General features: G+C 57.8%; 18 protein-coding genes, 1 tRNA gene and 1 pseudogene. 11 read left to right on the forward strand and 9 right to left on the reverse strand.

The genetic code is table 11. From position 1 onward, the window contains the following. Positions 1-45: 45 nt before the first annotated feature. On the forward strand, positions 46-1383 hold the full coding sequence (locus AB3G35_RS17865) for an MFS transporter (RefSeq protein WP_369781893.1): 1338 nt from the start codon (positions 46-48) through the stop codon (positions 1381-1383). Between the two features lie 119 nt (positions 1384-1502). Here the strand turns inward: AB3G35_RS17865 and AB3G35_RS17870 are convergent, their stop codons facing one another. Further along, positions 1503-2864, reverse strand: coding sequence for a cell wall metabolism sensor histidine kinase WalK (locus AB3G35_RS17870; protein WP_095040178.1), 1362 nt, complete (start codon positions 2862-2864; stop codon positions 1503-1505). Further along, positions 2861-3571: a response regulator gene (locus tag AB3G35_RS17875; protein WP_016781455.1), complete on the reverse strand. Its 711-nt coding sequence runs from the start codon at positions 3569-3571 to the stop codon at positions 2861-2863. The genes AB3G35_RS17870 and AB3G35_RS17875 overlap by 4 nt, the downstream gene beginning before the upstream one ends. Positions 3572-3742: 171 nt before the next feature. Here AB3G35_RS17875 and AB3G35_RS17880 point away from each other — a divergent pair, with 171 nt between their 5' ends. Both AB3G35_RS17880 and AB3G35_RS17885 read left to right on the forward strand, forming a co-directional pair. Beyond that, positions 3743-4000: a hypothetical protein gene (locus AB3G35_RS17880; protein WP_016781456.1), complete on the forward strand. Its 258-nt coding sequence runs from the start codon at positions 3743-3745 to the stop codon at positions 3998-4000. A 71-nt stretch (positions 4001-4071) separates the two neighbouring features. Next, entirely contained in the window at positions 4072-4626 is a 555-nt protein-coding gene (locus AB3G35_RS17885; RefSeq protein WP_134049120.1) for a cysteine hydrolase family protein, read from the forward strand. Between the two features lie 38 nt (positions 4627-4664). Here AB3G35_RS17885 and AB3G35_RS17890 read toward each other — a convergent pair whose 3' ends face one another. The 4 genes from AB3G35_RS17890 to AB3G35_RS17905 all read right to left on the reverse strand — a co-directional run bounded on the left by AB3G35_RS17890 (position 4665) and on the right by AB3G35_RS17905 (position 8161). After that, entirely contained in the window at positions 4665-5753 is a 1089-nt protein-coding gene (locus AB3G35_RS17890) for a membrane protein (RefSeq protein WP_016781458.1), read from the reverse strand. A gap of 879 nt (positions 5754-6632) precedes the next feature. Next, on the reverse strand, positions 6633-7013 hold the full coding sequence (locus AB3G35_RS17895; protein WP_146133228.1) for a hypothetical protein: 381 nt from the start codon (positions 7011-7013) through the stop codon (positions 6633-6635). Then, positions 6997-7119: a hypothetical protein gene (locus AB3G35_RS17900; protein WP_016781461.1), complete on the reverse strand. Its 123-nt coding sequence runs from the start codon at positions 7117-7119 to the stop codon at positions 6997-6999. The genes AB3G35_RS17895 and AB3G35_RS17900 overlap by 17 nt, the downstream gene beginning before the upstream one ends. A 370-nt stretch (positions 7120-7489) precedes the next feature. Further along, positions 7490-8161, reverse strand: coding sequence for a Bax inhibitor-1/YccA family protein (locus AB3G35_RS17905; protein WP_086797798.1), 672 nt, complete (start codon positions 8159-8161; stop codon positions 7490-7492). A gap of 124 nt (positions 8162-8285) precedes the next feature. Here AB3G35_RS17905 and AB3G35_RS17910 point away from each other — a divergent pair. The 7 genes from AB3G35_RS17910 (at position 8286) to AB3G35_RS17940 (ending at position 11173) form a co-directional block, all read left to right on the forward strand. Further along, positions 8286-8373, forward strand: a tRNA-Ser gene (locus AB3G35_RS17910). Positions 8374-8554: 181 nt separating this feature from the next. Beyond that, positions 8555-8947, forward strand: a complete 393-nt coding sequence (gene tusD, locus AB3G35_RS17915; protein ID WP_016781463.1) for a sulfurtransferase complex subunit TusD — start codon at positions 8555-8557, stop codon at positions 8945-8947. 1 nt (position 8948) lies between these two features. After that, complete coding sequence (gene tusC, locus AB3G35_RS17920) at positions 8949-9311, forward strand: sulfurtransferase complex subunit TusC (protein ID WP_134048948.1); 363 nt, start codon at positions 8949-8951, stop codon at positions 9309-9311. Beyond that, a complete protein-coding gene (gene tusB / locus AB3G35_RS17925; protein WP_088377675.1) occupies positions 9311-9595 on the forward strand; it encodes a sulfurtransferase complex subunit TusB in 285 nt (94 codons plus the stop codon). Before tusC ends, tusB begins: the two co-directional genes overlap by 1 nt. Beyond that, the gene (locus tag AB3G35_RS17930; protein ID WP_134048950.1) at positions 9592-9927 is read left to right on the forward strand and encodes a TusE/DsrC/DsvC family sulfur relay protein; all 336 of its coding nucleotides are present in this window, start codon (positions 9592-9594) and stop codon (positions 9925-9927) included. Before tusB ends, AB3G35_RS17930 begins: the two co-directional genes overlap by 4 nt. Next, a complete protein-coding gene (locus AB3G35_RS17935; protein WP_016781467.1) occupies positions 9924-10925 on the forward strand; it encodes a glycosyl transferase family protein in 1002 nt (333 codons plus the stop codon). Before AB3G35_RS17930 ends, AB3G35_RS17935 begins: the two co-directional genes overlap by 4 nt. A gap of 20 nt (positions 10926-10945) precedes the next feature. Further along, the gene (locus AB3G35_RS17940) at positions 10946-11173 is read left to right on the forward strand and encodes a YheU family protein (RefSeq protein ID WP_016781468.1); all 228 of its coding nucleotides are present in this window, start codon (positions 10946-10948) and stop codon (positions 11171-11173) included. Here the strand turns inward: AB3G35_RS17940 and csrA are convergent. Both csrA and AB3G35_RS17950 read right to left on the reverse strand, forming a co-directional pair. Continuing rightward, the gene (csrA, locus tag AB3G35_RS17945; RefSeq protein ID WP_016781469.1) at positions 11170-11373 is read right to left on the reverse strand and encodes a carbon storage regulator CsrA; all 204 of its coding nucleotides are present in this window, start codon (positions 11371-11373) and stop codon (positions 11170-11172) included. The genes AB3G35_RS17940 and csrA overlap by 4 nt on opposite strands. A gap of 135 nt (positions 11374-11508) precedes the next feature. Next, complete coding sequence (locus AB3G35_RS17950) at positions 11509-11841, reverse strand: YnfA family protein (protein WP_016781470.1); 333 nt, start codon at positions 11839-11841, stop codon at positions 11509-11511. A 167-nt stretch (positions 11842-12008) separates the two neighbouring features. On the opposite strand from AB3G35_RS17950, the gene AB3G35_RS17955 reads away from it, so the two are divergent. Further along, positions 12009-12167, forward strand: coding sequence for a DUF3309 family protein (locus AB3G35_RS17955; RefSeq protein ID WP_085984374.1), 159 nt, complete (start codon positions 12009-12011; stop codon positions 12165-12167). Positions 12168-12308: 141 nt separating this feature from the next. On the opposite strand, the pseudogene AB3G35_RS17960 reads toward AB3G35_RS17955, so the two are convergent. Then, positions 12309-13109, reverse strand: a pseudogene (locus AB3G35_RS17960) (alanine:cation symporter family protein); the annotation flags it as partial.

A 13109-nucleotide genomic window follows, 5' to 3' on the forward strand; every position in this document is an offset into this window, starting at 1 on the left:
CGGCCTCGATAATCATCGCAAACTGATGACAGGTCGAGGTTGAACATGACAAGCGTATCCACAGAGCACGTCAGCCCCAAAACGCTGAGAAAAGTGATTGTCGCCGCCGCCATCGGTAATTTTGTCGAATGGTTTGATTTTGCCGTATATGGCTTTTTGGCCACCACCATCGCCCAGCAATTTTTCCCCAGCGGCGATGCCAGTGCCGCATTGCTCAAGACCTTTGCCGTGTTTGCTGTGGCCTTTGCCTTTCGGCCCTTGGGCGGGGTGTTCTTCGGCATGCTGGGGGACCGTATCGGGCGCAAGCGCACCCTGGCGATGACGATCCTGCTGATGGCCGGGGCGACAACATTGATTGGTATTCTGCCCACCTATGCCGCCATCGGCGTAATGGCACCGCTGCTGCTGACCCTGATCCGTTGCGCCCAGGGATTTTCAGCAGGCGGCGAATACGCAGGCGCCTGCGCCTACCTGATGGAGCATGCGCCCAACGACAAAAGGGCCTGGTATGGCAGCTTTGTGCCGGTATCGACATTTACCGCTTTTGCCGCCGCCGCCGTGGTGGCCTACGCCCTCGAGGCGTCGTTATCGGCCGAGGCCATGGCCAGTTGGGGCTGGCGCCTGCCGTTTCTGATTGCCGCGCCGCTGGGGCTGGTGGGGCTTTATCTGCGCTGGCAGCTGGACGAAACCCCGGCATTCCAGGCGGTGAAGCAGGAGCATGCCGTGGCCCACTCACCGCTCAAGGAAACCTTGCGCCATCATGGTGCGGCCATCTGCTGTCTGGGGGCCTTTGTGTCGCTCACGGCGCTGTCGTTCTATATGTTCACGACCTACTTTGCGACCTACCTGCAAGTCGCCGGTGGCCTGAGCCGGGCAACCGCTTTGCTGGTGTCGCTGATCGCCCTGCTCTTCGCCGCCGCCATCTGCCCGCTGGCCGGGCTGTATTCGGACCGGGTCGGGCGCCGGGCGACGGTGGTAACGGCTTGCGTGCTGTTGATTGTCGCGGTGTACCCGTCGTTTCTGCTGGCCAGCTCCGGCGGGTTTGCCGCGTCCGTCGTCGGTGTGATGCTTCTGGCAATAGGCGCAGTGTTGTGTGGTGTGGTGACCGCAGCATTGCTCTCGGAAACCTTTCCTACCCGCACGCGTTATACGGCCTCAGCCATCACTTACAACATGGCCTACACCCTCTTCGGCGGTACTGCACCACTGATGGCAACCTGGCTGATCAGCATCACGGACAGCAATCTGTCGCCGGCGTTCTACCTGATCGCAGTGGCCTTGCTGGCCCTGGCCGGAGGCCTGGCGTTGCCGGAGACATCACGGATTTCCCTGCATGATATTCCGTCAACGGAGCACGGCTCGCCGCTGCCCGTGGCGGTGTGAAGGCCCACGGCAGCGACCGCCGGGCACCTCAAGTGGCAAACTCGCGGTCGTCAACCAAAGTTGCCGGAAAACAACTTACGCGCTGGGCACGGATACCAAAAACACATAAATTTAGCCGATCATGCTGCGCCGTCAGCCTTTAATACCGGTAACTGCACGTTGACTTGCAGCCCTCCCGATTGACGGTTGCTCAGGGTCAGCGAGCCTCCATGCTCCAGCACAATCGCGCGGGCAGCCGACAAACCCAGCCCCACTCCGCCGGTGTTTTTGTTCCGCGAACCTTCAAGCCGATAAAAGGGTACGAACACCTGTTCATGGCATTGCACAGCAATGCCCGGCCCGCGATCGAGCACGCGCACCGTCACCTGTTCATCGTCGCCACTCAGTTCAACGGCAGGCTCGCTGGCGTATTTGATGGCGTTGTCCAGCAGGTTGGTGACCACACGCTTAAGGCCCAGCGGGCGCCCGAAGTACACCAGGTGCGCGGGGCCACTGAAGGCAATGTCGATGGCCTGGTCACGGTAGTCATCCACCAGAGTTTGCAGAAGTTCGGCCAAATCAAATGACGTGGCCTGCTCCAGCCGGGCGTCATCGCGAAAGAACGCCAGGCTGGAGTTGATCATGGCCTGCATTTCGTCGACATCGCGAAATAACCGCTGCTGTTGATCAGGGTCGTCAATAAACTCACCGCGCAGGCGCATGCGCGTCAGCGGCGTGCGCAAGTCATGGGAAATGGCCGCGAGCATCTGGGTACGGTCCTTGATGAAGTGCTGCAACTGCGCCTGCATGGCATTGAAGGCAAGGATTGCCTGGCGGATCTCCGTAGGCCCGACCGGCTCGATGGGCGGGGCACGAAAGTCGACCCCGAAACGTCGGGCACCCTCGGCAAATTGTTGCAACGGCCTGGCCAGATGGCGCGTGGCTATCAGCGCAACCAGGGCGGTAGACAGCAGCACCAGCACAACCAGGATCAAATTGCGTTGCCACTGCCCCAGGCCCCAACTGCGCGACGGAATGCTGAACATCAGCCAGGAGCCATCTGCCAGTTGCACCAGCAAGGCGTAATGACCGTTCTGCTGTGGCCAGTCCTCGGGCTGATAGGCCTCCAGGCGTCGTTCCGGGCTGTTGAACAGGCGCTGCGCCAGAGGGGTGGCTGTGCGCTGCACAGCATCGGCGACCTGGGGCAAATCCAGGCCTTCGCGGCTGGCATGCCAGCTGATATGCAGGCTGCTGTCAGTGGCGGCCGCCGCCAAGCGCTCGCGCTGCGGGGCCTGGGAGGCCTCTATCAGCTTGGTGGTCAGGGATATCTTCTCCAAAAGCCCGATCTCGCTCAGCGGCGGGTAGGCCCAGACCCCTGCCAATTGGGTAAACAGGGCATTGAATGCCAGCGCCGTGAGCATCGCGACAATGGTGGTCAAGGCAATCCAGCGTGCGATGGTGTTGCGCGAGCGCAGCCGCCAACCTGCAAGCCAGCGCTTCACTGCCGGGTCACACTGGGGGTGAACAAGTAGCCGACGTTACGCACGGTGCGGATCATCTCCACCCCCTGACTGTCGAACTCCAGCTTGCGCCGCAAGCGGCTGACCTGCACATCAATGCTGCGATCGAACGCGTCATGCCCCGCCCCCCGCGCCAGATCCAGCAGCAACTCGCGGGCAAGAATGCGTTGCGGATGCTCGACAAATACCAGCAACAAGTCGAACTCGCCGGCCGACAGCGGGATCATCACCTGATCCGGTGAGCGCAGTTCCCGGCGGGTAAGGTCCAACTGCCAGCCGGCAAACTTCATCAGCGGTCGCGGCACCAGCCCGGTCGAAGGCTGGCCCTGCCCTGCACGACGCAGTACCGCACGCACCCTGGCCAGCAATTCGCGGGCATCGAAAGGCTTGCTCAGATAGTCATCGGCGCCCATTTCCAGGCCCACCACCCGATCGCTTAACTCGCCCATTGCCGTCAGCATAATGACTGGCGTGGGAAATTGCTGACGCAGACGCTGACACAGCATCAGGCCGTTTTCCCCAGGCAACATCAGGTCAAGAATAATCAGGTCCGGTGGCTGGACGGCCATCGCCGCCCACAGCGAAGTGCCATCGGTCGCCACCTGCACCGAATAACCGTGACGGACAAAAAATTTCTTCAGGAGCGCAAGGACCTCAAGGTCATCGTCCACGATCAAAAGGCTGCTCACCGGCGCGCTTCACTTAAGGTCTGTAAGGCCTTCTATCTAAAACTATTCGGCGCGCCGCGTCATATATTTCAATTCGGCAACAAAGTGACAATACGGCAAGAAAGCAGACATATCCGGGCAAGACGTCAATGGGAGGATCACCCTTCTTCCCTGCCAAGAATTTTTATCACCATGCCTTCTGACAACCCGTCCATGATCCTGGAGCAACGCCTGGTCAAGCGCGCCAACGCTGCCCTGCACTGCCGCGAAACCAGCCTGCGCCTGACGGACCAGGGCGATGAACTGGTACTGAGCCGTTATATCGAGCATTACAGCCATGACGGCGTGCAATGGGTTGAGAGCACGCACCGGGTGCGGGTCAGCGCACTGCTCAAATGGATGATTACCCACGGCCAGCCACACACCCTGACCCAGAATGACGACCTGTAGGCAGTGGCACACGCCGCGATATTGCGTTTAGCATGGCCCCATCCACAGCCCAAGGACAGACCATGCCTTCAATGACCCCGGATGCGGCACTGATCATCATCGATATGCAAAAAGGGATGTGCAACCCCGGGCTTGGCCGCAGAAACAACCCGGATGCCGAGCGCAACGTACAGCGCTTGCTACAAGCCTGGCGGCAGGCGCAACGCCCGGTGATCCATATCCGGCATATTTCGCGCACGCCCACCTCGGTGTTCTGGCCAGGCCAGTCGGGCTGCGAGTTCCAGGTGGCGCTGGCGCCCCTTGAGGATGAGTACGTCAGCGAAAAGAACGTGCCCGATGCGTTTGCCAATAGCGGTCTGGAGCGCTGGCTACGCACACGCGCGATTAACCAGTTGCTGATCGTCGGCGTGATCACCAACAACTCCGTGGAGTCTACGGTGCGCTCAGCAGGCTGCCTGGGGTTTGATGTGATCGTTGGGGCAGACGCCTGCTACACCTTTGACCAGAAGGACCTGAATGGGCGCCTCTGGCCTGCCGAAGATGTGCATGCATTGTCGCTGGCCAATATGGCGCTGGATTACGCAACGGTTCGGGACGTCAATCAGATACTTGAACAGCAAGCATGAGACAAATGCCGCCGAATGTTCATTCGGCGGCAACCGGGTCAGGACGCTGCGTCCAGTGCCGCTTTTTGCGCTCTGGCGACAGAGCGGCTGCGCGCCCAGTTAAAGCAGATCGCCAGGATCAAAGCAAAGCCGACGTACCCCAGCAGCGGGTACACGGTGCCGACCAGCTTGCTGAAACCACCCAGGCTCAAGCCCAGGCCGACACACACAGTGGCAGCACTGATCAACTTGAAGCGACGGGTTTCAGGCTTGGCAAAACGTGCGCTGAAAGCAAAGAACATACCCACCGCCGTGCTGTAGACCATGCACACCAGTGCCAGCGACATCACCACCGAAAGAATCGGCGAAATACGCCCCGCCAGTGCCAGCGATGGCATTTCAATACCCTGCAACTGGTTGATATTGGCAAACAGGCCGATGTTCAACAGCAGGATCAACAGGCCCAGCCCCAGGCCGCCGAGCACGCCGCCGACAGCCGCGGCCTTGGGTTGTTTGGTCATCCCGCCGATCACCGCCAGCATGGGGAAACCCACTGCGATATTGAACGATGCATACAGCAATGCGCCGACAAACCAGTTGCCAGTGACCGTTTCGTTGTTCTCGCGAGCGACCGCGTCCAGGGTCTCGATCGGCGCGTTGTAGCTGAAAATCGAGTAGGTGGTGATGATCAGCACCATTGCCAGCAGGAAAGGCATCACTGCGCTGATCAGGTCGATAATGCGCTTGACGTTCATGCACAGGGTGGCGATCACCAGCACAGTCATCAGCACCCCGCCAAACAGTGGAGGCAGATCATATTGCTGGGCAAAAATCGAACCGCTACCTGCCAGCATCACCACGCCGACACCATAGAGGAAGAAGGACAGCACCACATCGACAACCAGGCCGATACGCGCACCGAACAGGATGTAAAGCACCTCCTTATGGGAAGTTGCCTGCATCTTCGAACTCATCCGGGCAATCTGCATCCCCAGGAAAGCGAACATCAAGCCACTCACCAGCGTGCCCACGATGCCGACAAGCCCATAGCCGGTGAAAAACTGCAGTACCTCCTGCCCGGAGGCAAAGCCGCCACCAATGACTACGGACATATACGCAAGCGCGATCTGGATCGACTGTTTATTCATTACACTATTTCTCATTTTTAGACTTATTAGGTGCACGGCAAACAAAAAGGCCATTAACCGCCTTCTCATTTGCGCAAACGGCTGCAGCCAAAGCAGCCCAACATAACGCTGCGGCTTGTTGAACGGTGCTGATGTGCAGGCGCCGGGGCAGTATAGGAATTGTTGCGCAGGCATTTTCACCATATACCGGGTGATATTCAGCGGAAAACTGGCGCTAAAAATGATTTGGCATAACAGACATCGCGAAGCTGACGATATTGACCGCAAAAACACCGGAAACATTTTGAAACAGGTATGTTTTTATAAATCAAATACTTAGCAGCATCGGCTTCCCTGGCCTGCATAAAGTCTGCGCACTGGCCATAACCTCGGCAGAGGTATGCGGGTTACGATCATCTGCCCCAAAACGCCACAGCGCTCGATATCGCGACCACCGGTCGGCGCGCCCAGGATGGGCCTGAGTCAGGCCGCCAGAGGCCTGGTTGCGGCACCTTGACGGAGCTATTACACGGGAATATCTTGTAACTGAGGACTGCAAGTGCGCATTGATCGAGGCAGGGTACCCGTACTATCCCTCCCCGCATTCAGGCAGCAGAGAAAACGGGTTTCTCTGAAGTAGTGACGACCAGCCTGCTGATCGGATTCTGAACCCAAGGCCATCGTGCCAAACGCTGAAGAATCGCTGCGACTACTCCTCAATAACATCTGAAAGGCGCCCGAAGGGCGCCTTTTTACTTCGCCTCGGGGTTGTGGCCTGCAACCCGCCTGGCCAACCTGCGCGGCTAACACCCGCGGCGCATAACCCACCATTGGCACTTCAGGGTGCTGAAACCTGTGGAGGGGTTGATTGCAAATGCCCCCCCAAACACCGTAATGCGCTTAGTGAATCAACCGAGCTGCTGCAAACGCGGTGCCTGCCATTACCGCGGCAGTGGCCACAAACCATTTGGTCTGGTTGTTGAATCCTTCAATCATGGCGGCTTTCAGTTCCGCCATCGAGACCTTGAGGTCGCCCAAGTCCATCTTTGTGGCCATGGCTTGCTCAATACCGTCCAGCCTGGTCTCTACCCGTACCAGCCGTTCGCGGATCTCGGGGAGTACTTTTTCCAGTGCTTCAACTCGGCTTTTCAATTGATCATCTCCTGGAGGGCCTGGTGGCGCCCCACGCTCTTGATTATTGTTGCCTGCTTTCTCTCTGTAACTGTCATGGCGAGCAGAGTGCCTTTCACTCGAGAAACCCCGCTCAAATGATTTGATCATGACGCCACTCCCGCCCCTGCATTGTGGCCATGTGCGCGAACGCCATGCGCGTTTTAAAAAATTGCGCCACGCTATCTGGATCAAATTGCTGAATATCACTGCCCACAGAACCTCCTGTTCAGGGTTGGGTTATACGAAACGTTGAGAGCTCCACAATCTCACCTCCCCGCTCAGGCGCTCATGGCGGATATCGCCCGTTACCCAGTGAACACCTGGGTTGAAGGGCCTAACAAGGACACCCTGAGATCGCTGCAATCAACTGCATCTGCCAACCAATATAACGGCTCTCAGGCTCGGATATTTCCCTATAGAAAGTGAGCAGCGTCCTCTCTCTATAGGGAATGGCAGTGATGTTAAAGACGCATTGGACAATCAGGGCGAAGCACCGTCCCTCCCACCTGGCTAGCAGGCTGCCGGGCATACCTCGCAACCATAAAAAAACCCGCCGAAGCGGGTTTTTGTGCAGCGGTTGCCGATCAGTCGTCGCGGCTCATGATGCCGAAAAGCTGTAGCAGGCTGATAAACAGGTTATAGATCGATACATACAGGCTGATGGTCGCCATGATGTAGTTACGCTCACCGCCATGAATGATGGCGCTGGTCTGGAACAGGATGCACACCGACGAGAACAGCACGAAACCGGCGCTGATCGCCAGTTGCAGGCCGCTGATCTGGAAGAAGAAGCTCGCCAGCGTAGCGCCCAGCAGTACAAAGAAGCCGGCCGTGATAAAGCCGCCCAGGAAGCTCATGTCCTTGCGGGTGATCAGCACATAGGCAGACAGACCGCCAAATACCAGGGCCGTCATGGCAAATGCAGAACTGACCACCTCGGCGCCGCCCTGCATGCCCAGGTAACGGTTAAGGATCGGGCCCAGCAGAAAGCCCATGAAACCGGTCAGGGCAAATGCAGACACCAGGCCCCATGCCGAATCACGCAGTTTGTTCGTCAGGAAGAACAACCCGTAGAAACCGATCAGTACAACAAAGATATTAGGGTAGCCGACCCGCAACTGCTGCGAGACGTAAGCCATCACACCGCTGAAAGCCAGAGTAAGAGCCAGCAAGCCGTACGTGTTGCGCAGTACGCGGCTAACCTCTAGCTGCTCGGCCTGCACGCTGCTGTTAGTAGCGTAATCCTGTTCGCGCATGGCGATACTCCTGTGGTTTGAAATGTTAAGTAGCAAAGATCATAGCAGAGGCTCTGAAACAAGGGATCAAGAGAGTTTGACAACGTGTTTCATTCAGGTATTATGGCGCCCGAAACAACGTATAGGAGGTGTGGCCGAGTGGTTTAAGGCAACGGTCTTGAAAACCGTCGACTGTAACAGGTCCATGAGTTCGAATCCCATCGCCTCCGCCATATTGCTGCACCGATAGAGCCCGTCACTGACGGGCTTTGTCGTTTCCGGGGGTTGAGAAAGGTCCGCCTGTCTCCCCCGAAGCCCAAGCCCCGCCTTTGTGCGGGGCTTTTTATTGCCTGCCACAAGCATCTTTGGGCATCTGGCTTTATCATTGCCCCAGTTTTGCTGACAGAGCCCACCATGAAATTTGCCATTGCCCTTTATTCAGCGGCCCATGCGCCCTCTTCCCGCCGCGCCCTGCGTTTTGCCCAGGCGGCGCTGGCCGGTGGCCATGAGATTGTCCGGCTGTTCTTCTATCAAGACGGTGTGCACAGTGCTTCAAGCAATATTGTGACGCCGCAAGATGAGCAGGACATCGCGCAACAATGGGCAGCGTTCGTCAGCCAGCATCAACTCGATGGCGTGGTCTGTATTGCCGCCGCCTTGCGCCGTGGCGTCCTGAATGAAGACGAAGCCGCACGCTATCAACGCCCCGGCATCAATTTGCAAGCACCCTGGGAGCTGTCCGGGCTTGGCCAGTTGCACGATGCCATTCAATCAGCCGATCGACTGATCTGTTTCGGAGGGCCTTGAAATGCCCAAGTCTCTTTTGATTATCAGCCGACAAGCACCGTGGGCCGGCCCCGGCGCGAAAGAAGCGCTGGATATCGTACTGGCCGGTGGCGCATTCGATTTGCCGGTAGCGCTGTTGTTTATGGATGACGGCATTTTTCAACTGCTGGCCAATCAAAATGCTGCAGCCATCCAGCAGAAGAACCTCACAGCCAACCTCCAGGCGTTGTCGATGTTCGGTGTTGATGATCTGTACGCCTGCAGCCACAGCCTGAGCGAGCGTGGCATTTCACCCGCAGGGCTTGCCGTCGATGATGTGCAGTCGCTGCCAGTTGAAGATGTCCGTGCACTTATTGACCGTTATGACCAAGTGATTACTCTCTGATGTCGACCCTACATGTTTTGAGCCACTCACCATTTTCCGACACTCGCCTGGGCAGCTGCCTGCGCCTGCTGGGCAAGGATGACGCCTTGTTGCTGAGTGGCGATGCGGTGTACGCCCTGCAGCAGGGCAGCGTTCTCAAATCCCTGGAGGAACAGACCGTTTTCATCCTTGAGGAAGATTTGCTGGCGCGCCACCTTGAATGCCCGTCGTGGGCAACCTGTGTGGACTACCCGGCGTTCGTCGAACTGTCGATTCGTTATGACAAGGTCAACAGCTGGCTATGAATGTGCTCACCCTCAACGGTAAAACCATCGGCCTGGACAAGGACGGTTACCTGCTCGACCTCAATGACTGGTCTGCTGAAGTCGCCCAGGCTCTGGCGGCGCAGGCAGGCATTGAGCTGAGTGCCGAACACTGGGAAATCCTCGAGTTGTTGCGCAGCTTTTATCAGGAATTTGAGCTCTCCCCTGCCACACGCCCGCTGATCAAGTACACAGCCCTCAAGCTGGGGCCTGAAAAAGGCAACAGCCTGCACCTCAACCGCCTGTTCAACGGCACCCCAGCCAAACTTGCCGCCAAGCTGGCGGGCCTGCCCAAGCCGACCAATTGCCTATGAACACTCCTGCTGCACTGACCCTTGAAGCGCCTGCCGAACACCCTTTTGCGCCCTTTGTGCGCATCCTGGGCAAAGGCAAGCGCGGTGCCCGCAACCTGACCCGTGAAGAAGCCCGCGAAGCAATGGGCATGCTGCTTGAGGACAAGGTAGAAGATACACAATTGGGCGCCTTCCTGATGTTGCTGCGGCATAAAGAAGAAAGCGCCGAGGAAATGGCCGGCTTTACCGAGGCCGTGAGGGAGCGTCTGACAGCACCTGCCATCCGGGTCGATATCGACTGGCCGACTTACGCCGGTAAAAAGCGCCATTTGCCCTGGTATTTGCTGGCCGCCAAGTGCCTGGCGCAAAACGGCGTGCGCATTTTCATGCACGGTGGTGGCGCCCATACCGCCGGCCGGCTGTACAGCGAACAGCTGCTCGACGCGCTGGCCATTCCACTATGCCGCAACTGGCAGAGCGTCAACGAGGCCCTCGATACTGGCAATCTGGCCTTTATGCCGTTGCAGGACTGGGCGCCACACTTGCAGCGCATGATTGATCTGCGCAATACCCTGGGCCTGCGTTCGCCCATTCACTCGCTCGCACGCATTCTCAACCCCTTGGGTGCGCGCTGTGGCCTGCAGAGCATCTTTCATCCGGGCTATCAAAGCGTACACCGTGAAGCCAGCAGTTTGCTGGGGGACAACAGCATCGTGATCAAGGGCGATGGCGGCGAAGTTGAAATCAACCCCGACACCCTGAGCCATCTTTACGGCACTACGGCCGGGGTTGGCTGGGACGAGGAATGGCCGGCATTGTCAGCCCAGCGCCATGTCAAACCGGCCTCGCTGCAACCTGAGCACCTCCTGGCGCTATGGCGCGGCGAGGTTGAAGACAGCTACCCGCAACTGGCTCTGCTTTCAACCATGGCCCTGGCCTTGCGCGGCCTCGGTACGCCCCGGGAGCAGGCTTTTGAGCAGGCACAACGCTTTTGGGATAACCGCGACACATCGATTTAAGCCTACTGACGAGAACGCCCATGCTTATCCCCTACGACCAGCTTGAACCCGACACCCTCACCCGCCTGATCGAAGACTTCGTCAGCCGCGATGGGACTGACAACGGCGATGACACGCCGCAAGAGACCCGCGTGCTGCGGGTCCGTCATGCATTAAGCAAAGGCCAGGCGGTGATTTTCTTTGATCTCGAGAGCCAGCAGTGCCAACTGATGCCCAAGCACGCGGTACCCAAGGAGTTCTTTGACTAACGCGGCCTTAGCGGACCAATGGCCAGGCGCCCGGCGAGCTGTTTTTTTATCCGCTCATAGATCTCTGCGCGATGAACACTGATGTGCCTGGGGGCTTCGATCCCCAAGCGCACGTTATTGCCGTTGATGGCAACGATGTACAGGGTAATGTCCTGTCCGATTGAAATACGCTCGCCTGCGGCACGACTGAGTATCTGCATGGCTCTCATCCTAAGGGCTGGGTGGCCACAAAGACTGCACGGCGTAAAACCTGGCTTCAATCCCCACACATGAATTCAGCAAAAGACTACTTTTGCGCCACCACTTTCCTACATACAAGCCGTGGAAAACGCCTATTACGGGCTTGAAAAGCGCGGCCCGAGCAAGATGATGGTCGCGCCCACCACACAGAGGCCCACTCCGATCCAGTCAGAGCCCAGCGGCCGAATACGCTCCACCACTGCCAGCCAGGCAATGGAGGTGACAATGTAAATCCCGCCATAGGCGGCATAGGCCCGCCCGGCATAGGCAGCCTCGACCTTGGTCAGCAGCAGGGCAAACAGCACCAGGCTGACAATCGCGGGCACAGCCCACCAGGCACTCTTGCCCTGACGCAGCCACATCCAGAAGCCGTAGCAGCCGGCGATTTCAAACAGGGCTGCGAAAAAAAACCAAGCGTAATTGAGCATGTGCAGTGTTTCCAGATAGGCAGCGCGCCACCCTACCTGCGCGCTTGCCACCGATCAAGGCAGAACTGTTTTTGCGCATGATATGAAATAAGTTGAATTATTCACCCAGCACCGCAGTCGGATTTTATAAGCACTGCCCATCCCTGGCGGAACCTATCAACAAGGAAATGCTCATGACTACGATTCTACTGATCGTCCTGATTTTGCTGCTGGTCGGCGGCCTGCCGGTGTTCCCGCACTCTAAAAGCTGGGGCTATGGCCCTTCGGGCATTATCGGCACCGTGCTGATTGTGTTGCTGATATTGCTGCTGCTCGGCAAGATTTGACCCAATAAAAAAGCAGCCCCGAGGTTGATGCCCGTCCACCACACTGACGGGCATCAACCATCAAAGGCCGCTGCTCAGGAAATACCGTCGTCTACAGGCAACACGGCTGCAGAGCGTGCCAGCTTCATTTACGTGTGATGGTCATCTTTGCAGTGCGGATAACACTGCATGGGATGCAGGCTCTGTTACCACCTGGTCCGGTGTAGACCGTGGCGGCCAGGCCTTGAAGTCCAGATCAAGATCCTTGAACTTACTGGAGTCAAAAACGGGCGTCTTGATGCCTGCCTTGCGTTGCTCGTCATAATCACGCAGCACACGCATGCCAACCTTGAACAACATCGTAATGGCAATCAGATTTACGAAAGCCAGCATGGTCATGGTGATATCGGCGAAGGCGAAAACCGTGTCCAGGTTCTGCACCGCCCCCCAAAAGATCAGGACCAGCACCAACCCACGATAAATAATGACCGTGCGACGCTTTTCACCCAACAAAAAGCGCAGGTTGTTTTCGCCCAGATAGTAGTTGTACAAAATCGACGTGAAGACAAACAACGCCAGCGCCACACTGATAAAAGTGCGCCCCCAGTCGCCAACCACTTCTGCGAGCGCGTTCTGCGTCAGAATCAAGCCGTCGCCTTCGAAGCCTGGCGTGTAAAAGCCAGACAGAAGAATCAACAACGCCGTGCAGGTACAGATCACGAAGGTGTCGATAAATACGCTAAACGCTTGAACCACCCCTTGCGACGCCGGGTGGTCGACATTCGCCACTGCGGCCACATTCGGCGCGCTGCCCAATCCCGCTTCGTTGGCAAACACACCGCGCTTCACGCCCATGACAATGGCGGTGCCGACAATGCCAGAAAAGGCCTGGTCCAGACCGAAAGCGCTTTTGAAAATGGTCATCAGCATGCCGGGAACATGATCAAACCGCAGCACGATCAC

The sequence above is a fragment of the Pseudomonas sp. WC2401 genome (genome assembly GCF_041200115.1).
Taxonomy (GTDB): domain Bacteria; phylum Pseudomonadota; class Gammaproteobacteria; order Pseudomonadales; family Pseudomonadaceae; genus Aquipseudomonas; species Aquipseudomonas fragi.

Excerpts from the sequence above, each read along its gene's own strand:
- AB3G35_RS17865 (WP_369781893.1), top strand. The coding sequence starts at position 46 with ATGACAAGCGTATCCACAGAGCACGTCAGCCCCAAAACGCTGAGAAAA.
- AB3G35_RS17880 (WP_016781456.1), top strand. The coding sequence starts at position 3,743 with ATGCCTTCTGACAACCCGTCCATGATCCTGGAGCAACGCCTGGTCAAG.
- AB3G35_RS17885 (WP_134049120.1), top strand. The coding sequence starts at position 4,072 with ATGACCCCGGATGCGGCACTGATCATCATCGATATGCAAAAAGGGATG.
- AB3G35_RS17890 (WP_016781458.1), bottom strand. The coding sequence starts at position 5,753 with ATGAATAAACAGTCGATCCAGATCGCGCTTGCGTATATGTCCGTAGTC.
- AB3G35_RS17895 (WP_146133228.1), bottom strand. The coding sequence starts at position 7,013 with ATGATCAAATCATTTGAGCGGGGTTTCTCGAGTGAAAGGCACTCTGCT.
- AB3G35_RS17905 (WP_086797798.1), bottom strand. The coding sequence starts at position 8,161 with ATGCGCGAACAGGATTACGCTACTAACAGCAGCGTGCAGGCCGAGCAG.
- tusD (WP_016781463.1), top strand. The coding sequence starts at position 8,555 with ATGAAATTTGCCATTGCCCTTTATTCAGCGGCCCATGCGCCCTCTTCC.
- tusC (WP_134048948.1), top strand. The coding sequence starts at position 8,949 with ATGCCCAAGTCTCTTTTGATTATCAGCCGACAAGCACCGTGGGCCGGC.
- tusB (WP_088377675.1), top strand. The coding sequence starts at position 9,311 with ATGTCGACCCTACATGTTTTGAGCCACTCACCATTTTCCGACACTCGC.
- AB3G35_RS17930 (WP_134048950.1), top strand. The coding sequence starts at position 9,592 with ATGAATGTGCTCACCCTCAACGGTAAAACCATCGGCCTGGACAAGGAC.
- AB3G35_RS17935 (WP_016781467.1), top strand. The coding sequence starts at position 9,924 with ATGAACACTCCTGCTGCACTGACCCTTGAAGCGCCTGCCGAACACCCT.
- AB3G35_RS17940 (WP_016781468.1), top strand. The coding sequence starts at position 10,946 with ATGCTTATCCCCTACGACCAGCTTGAACCCGACACCCTCACCCGCCTG.
- csrA (WP_016781469.1), bottom strand. The coding sequence starts at position 11,373 with ATGCAGATACTCAGTCGTGCCGCAGGCGAGCGTATTTCAATCGGACAG.
- AB3G35_RS17950 (WP_016781470.1), bottom strand. The coding sequence starts at position 11,841 with ATGCTCAATTACGCTTGGTTTTTTTTCGCAGCCCTGTTTGAAATCGCC.
- AB3G35_RS17955 (WP_085984374.1), top strand. The coding sequence starts at position 12,009 with ATGCTCATGACTACGATTCTACTGATCGTCCTGATTTTGCTGCTGGTC.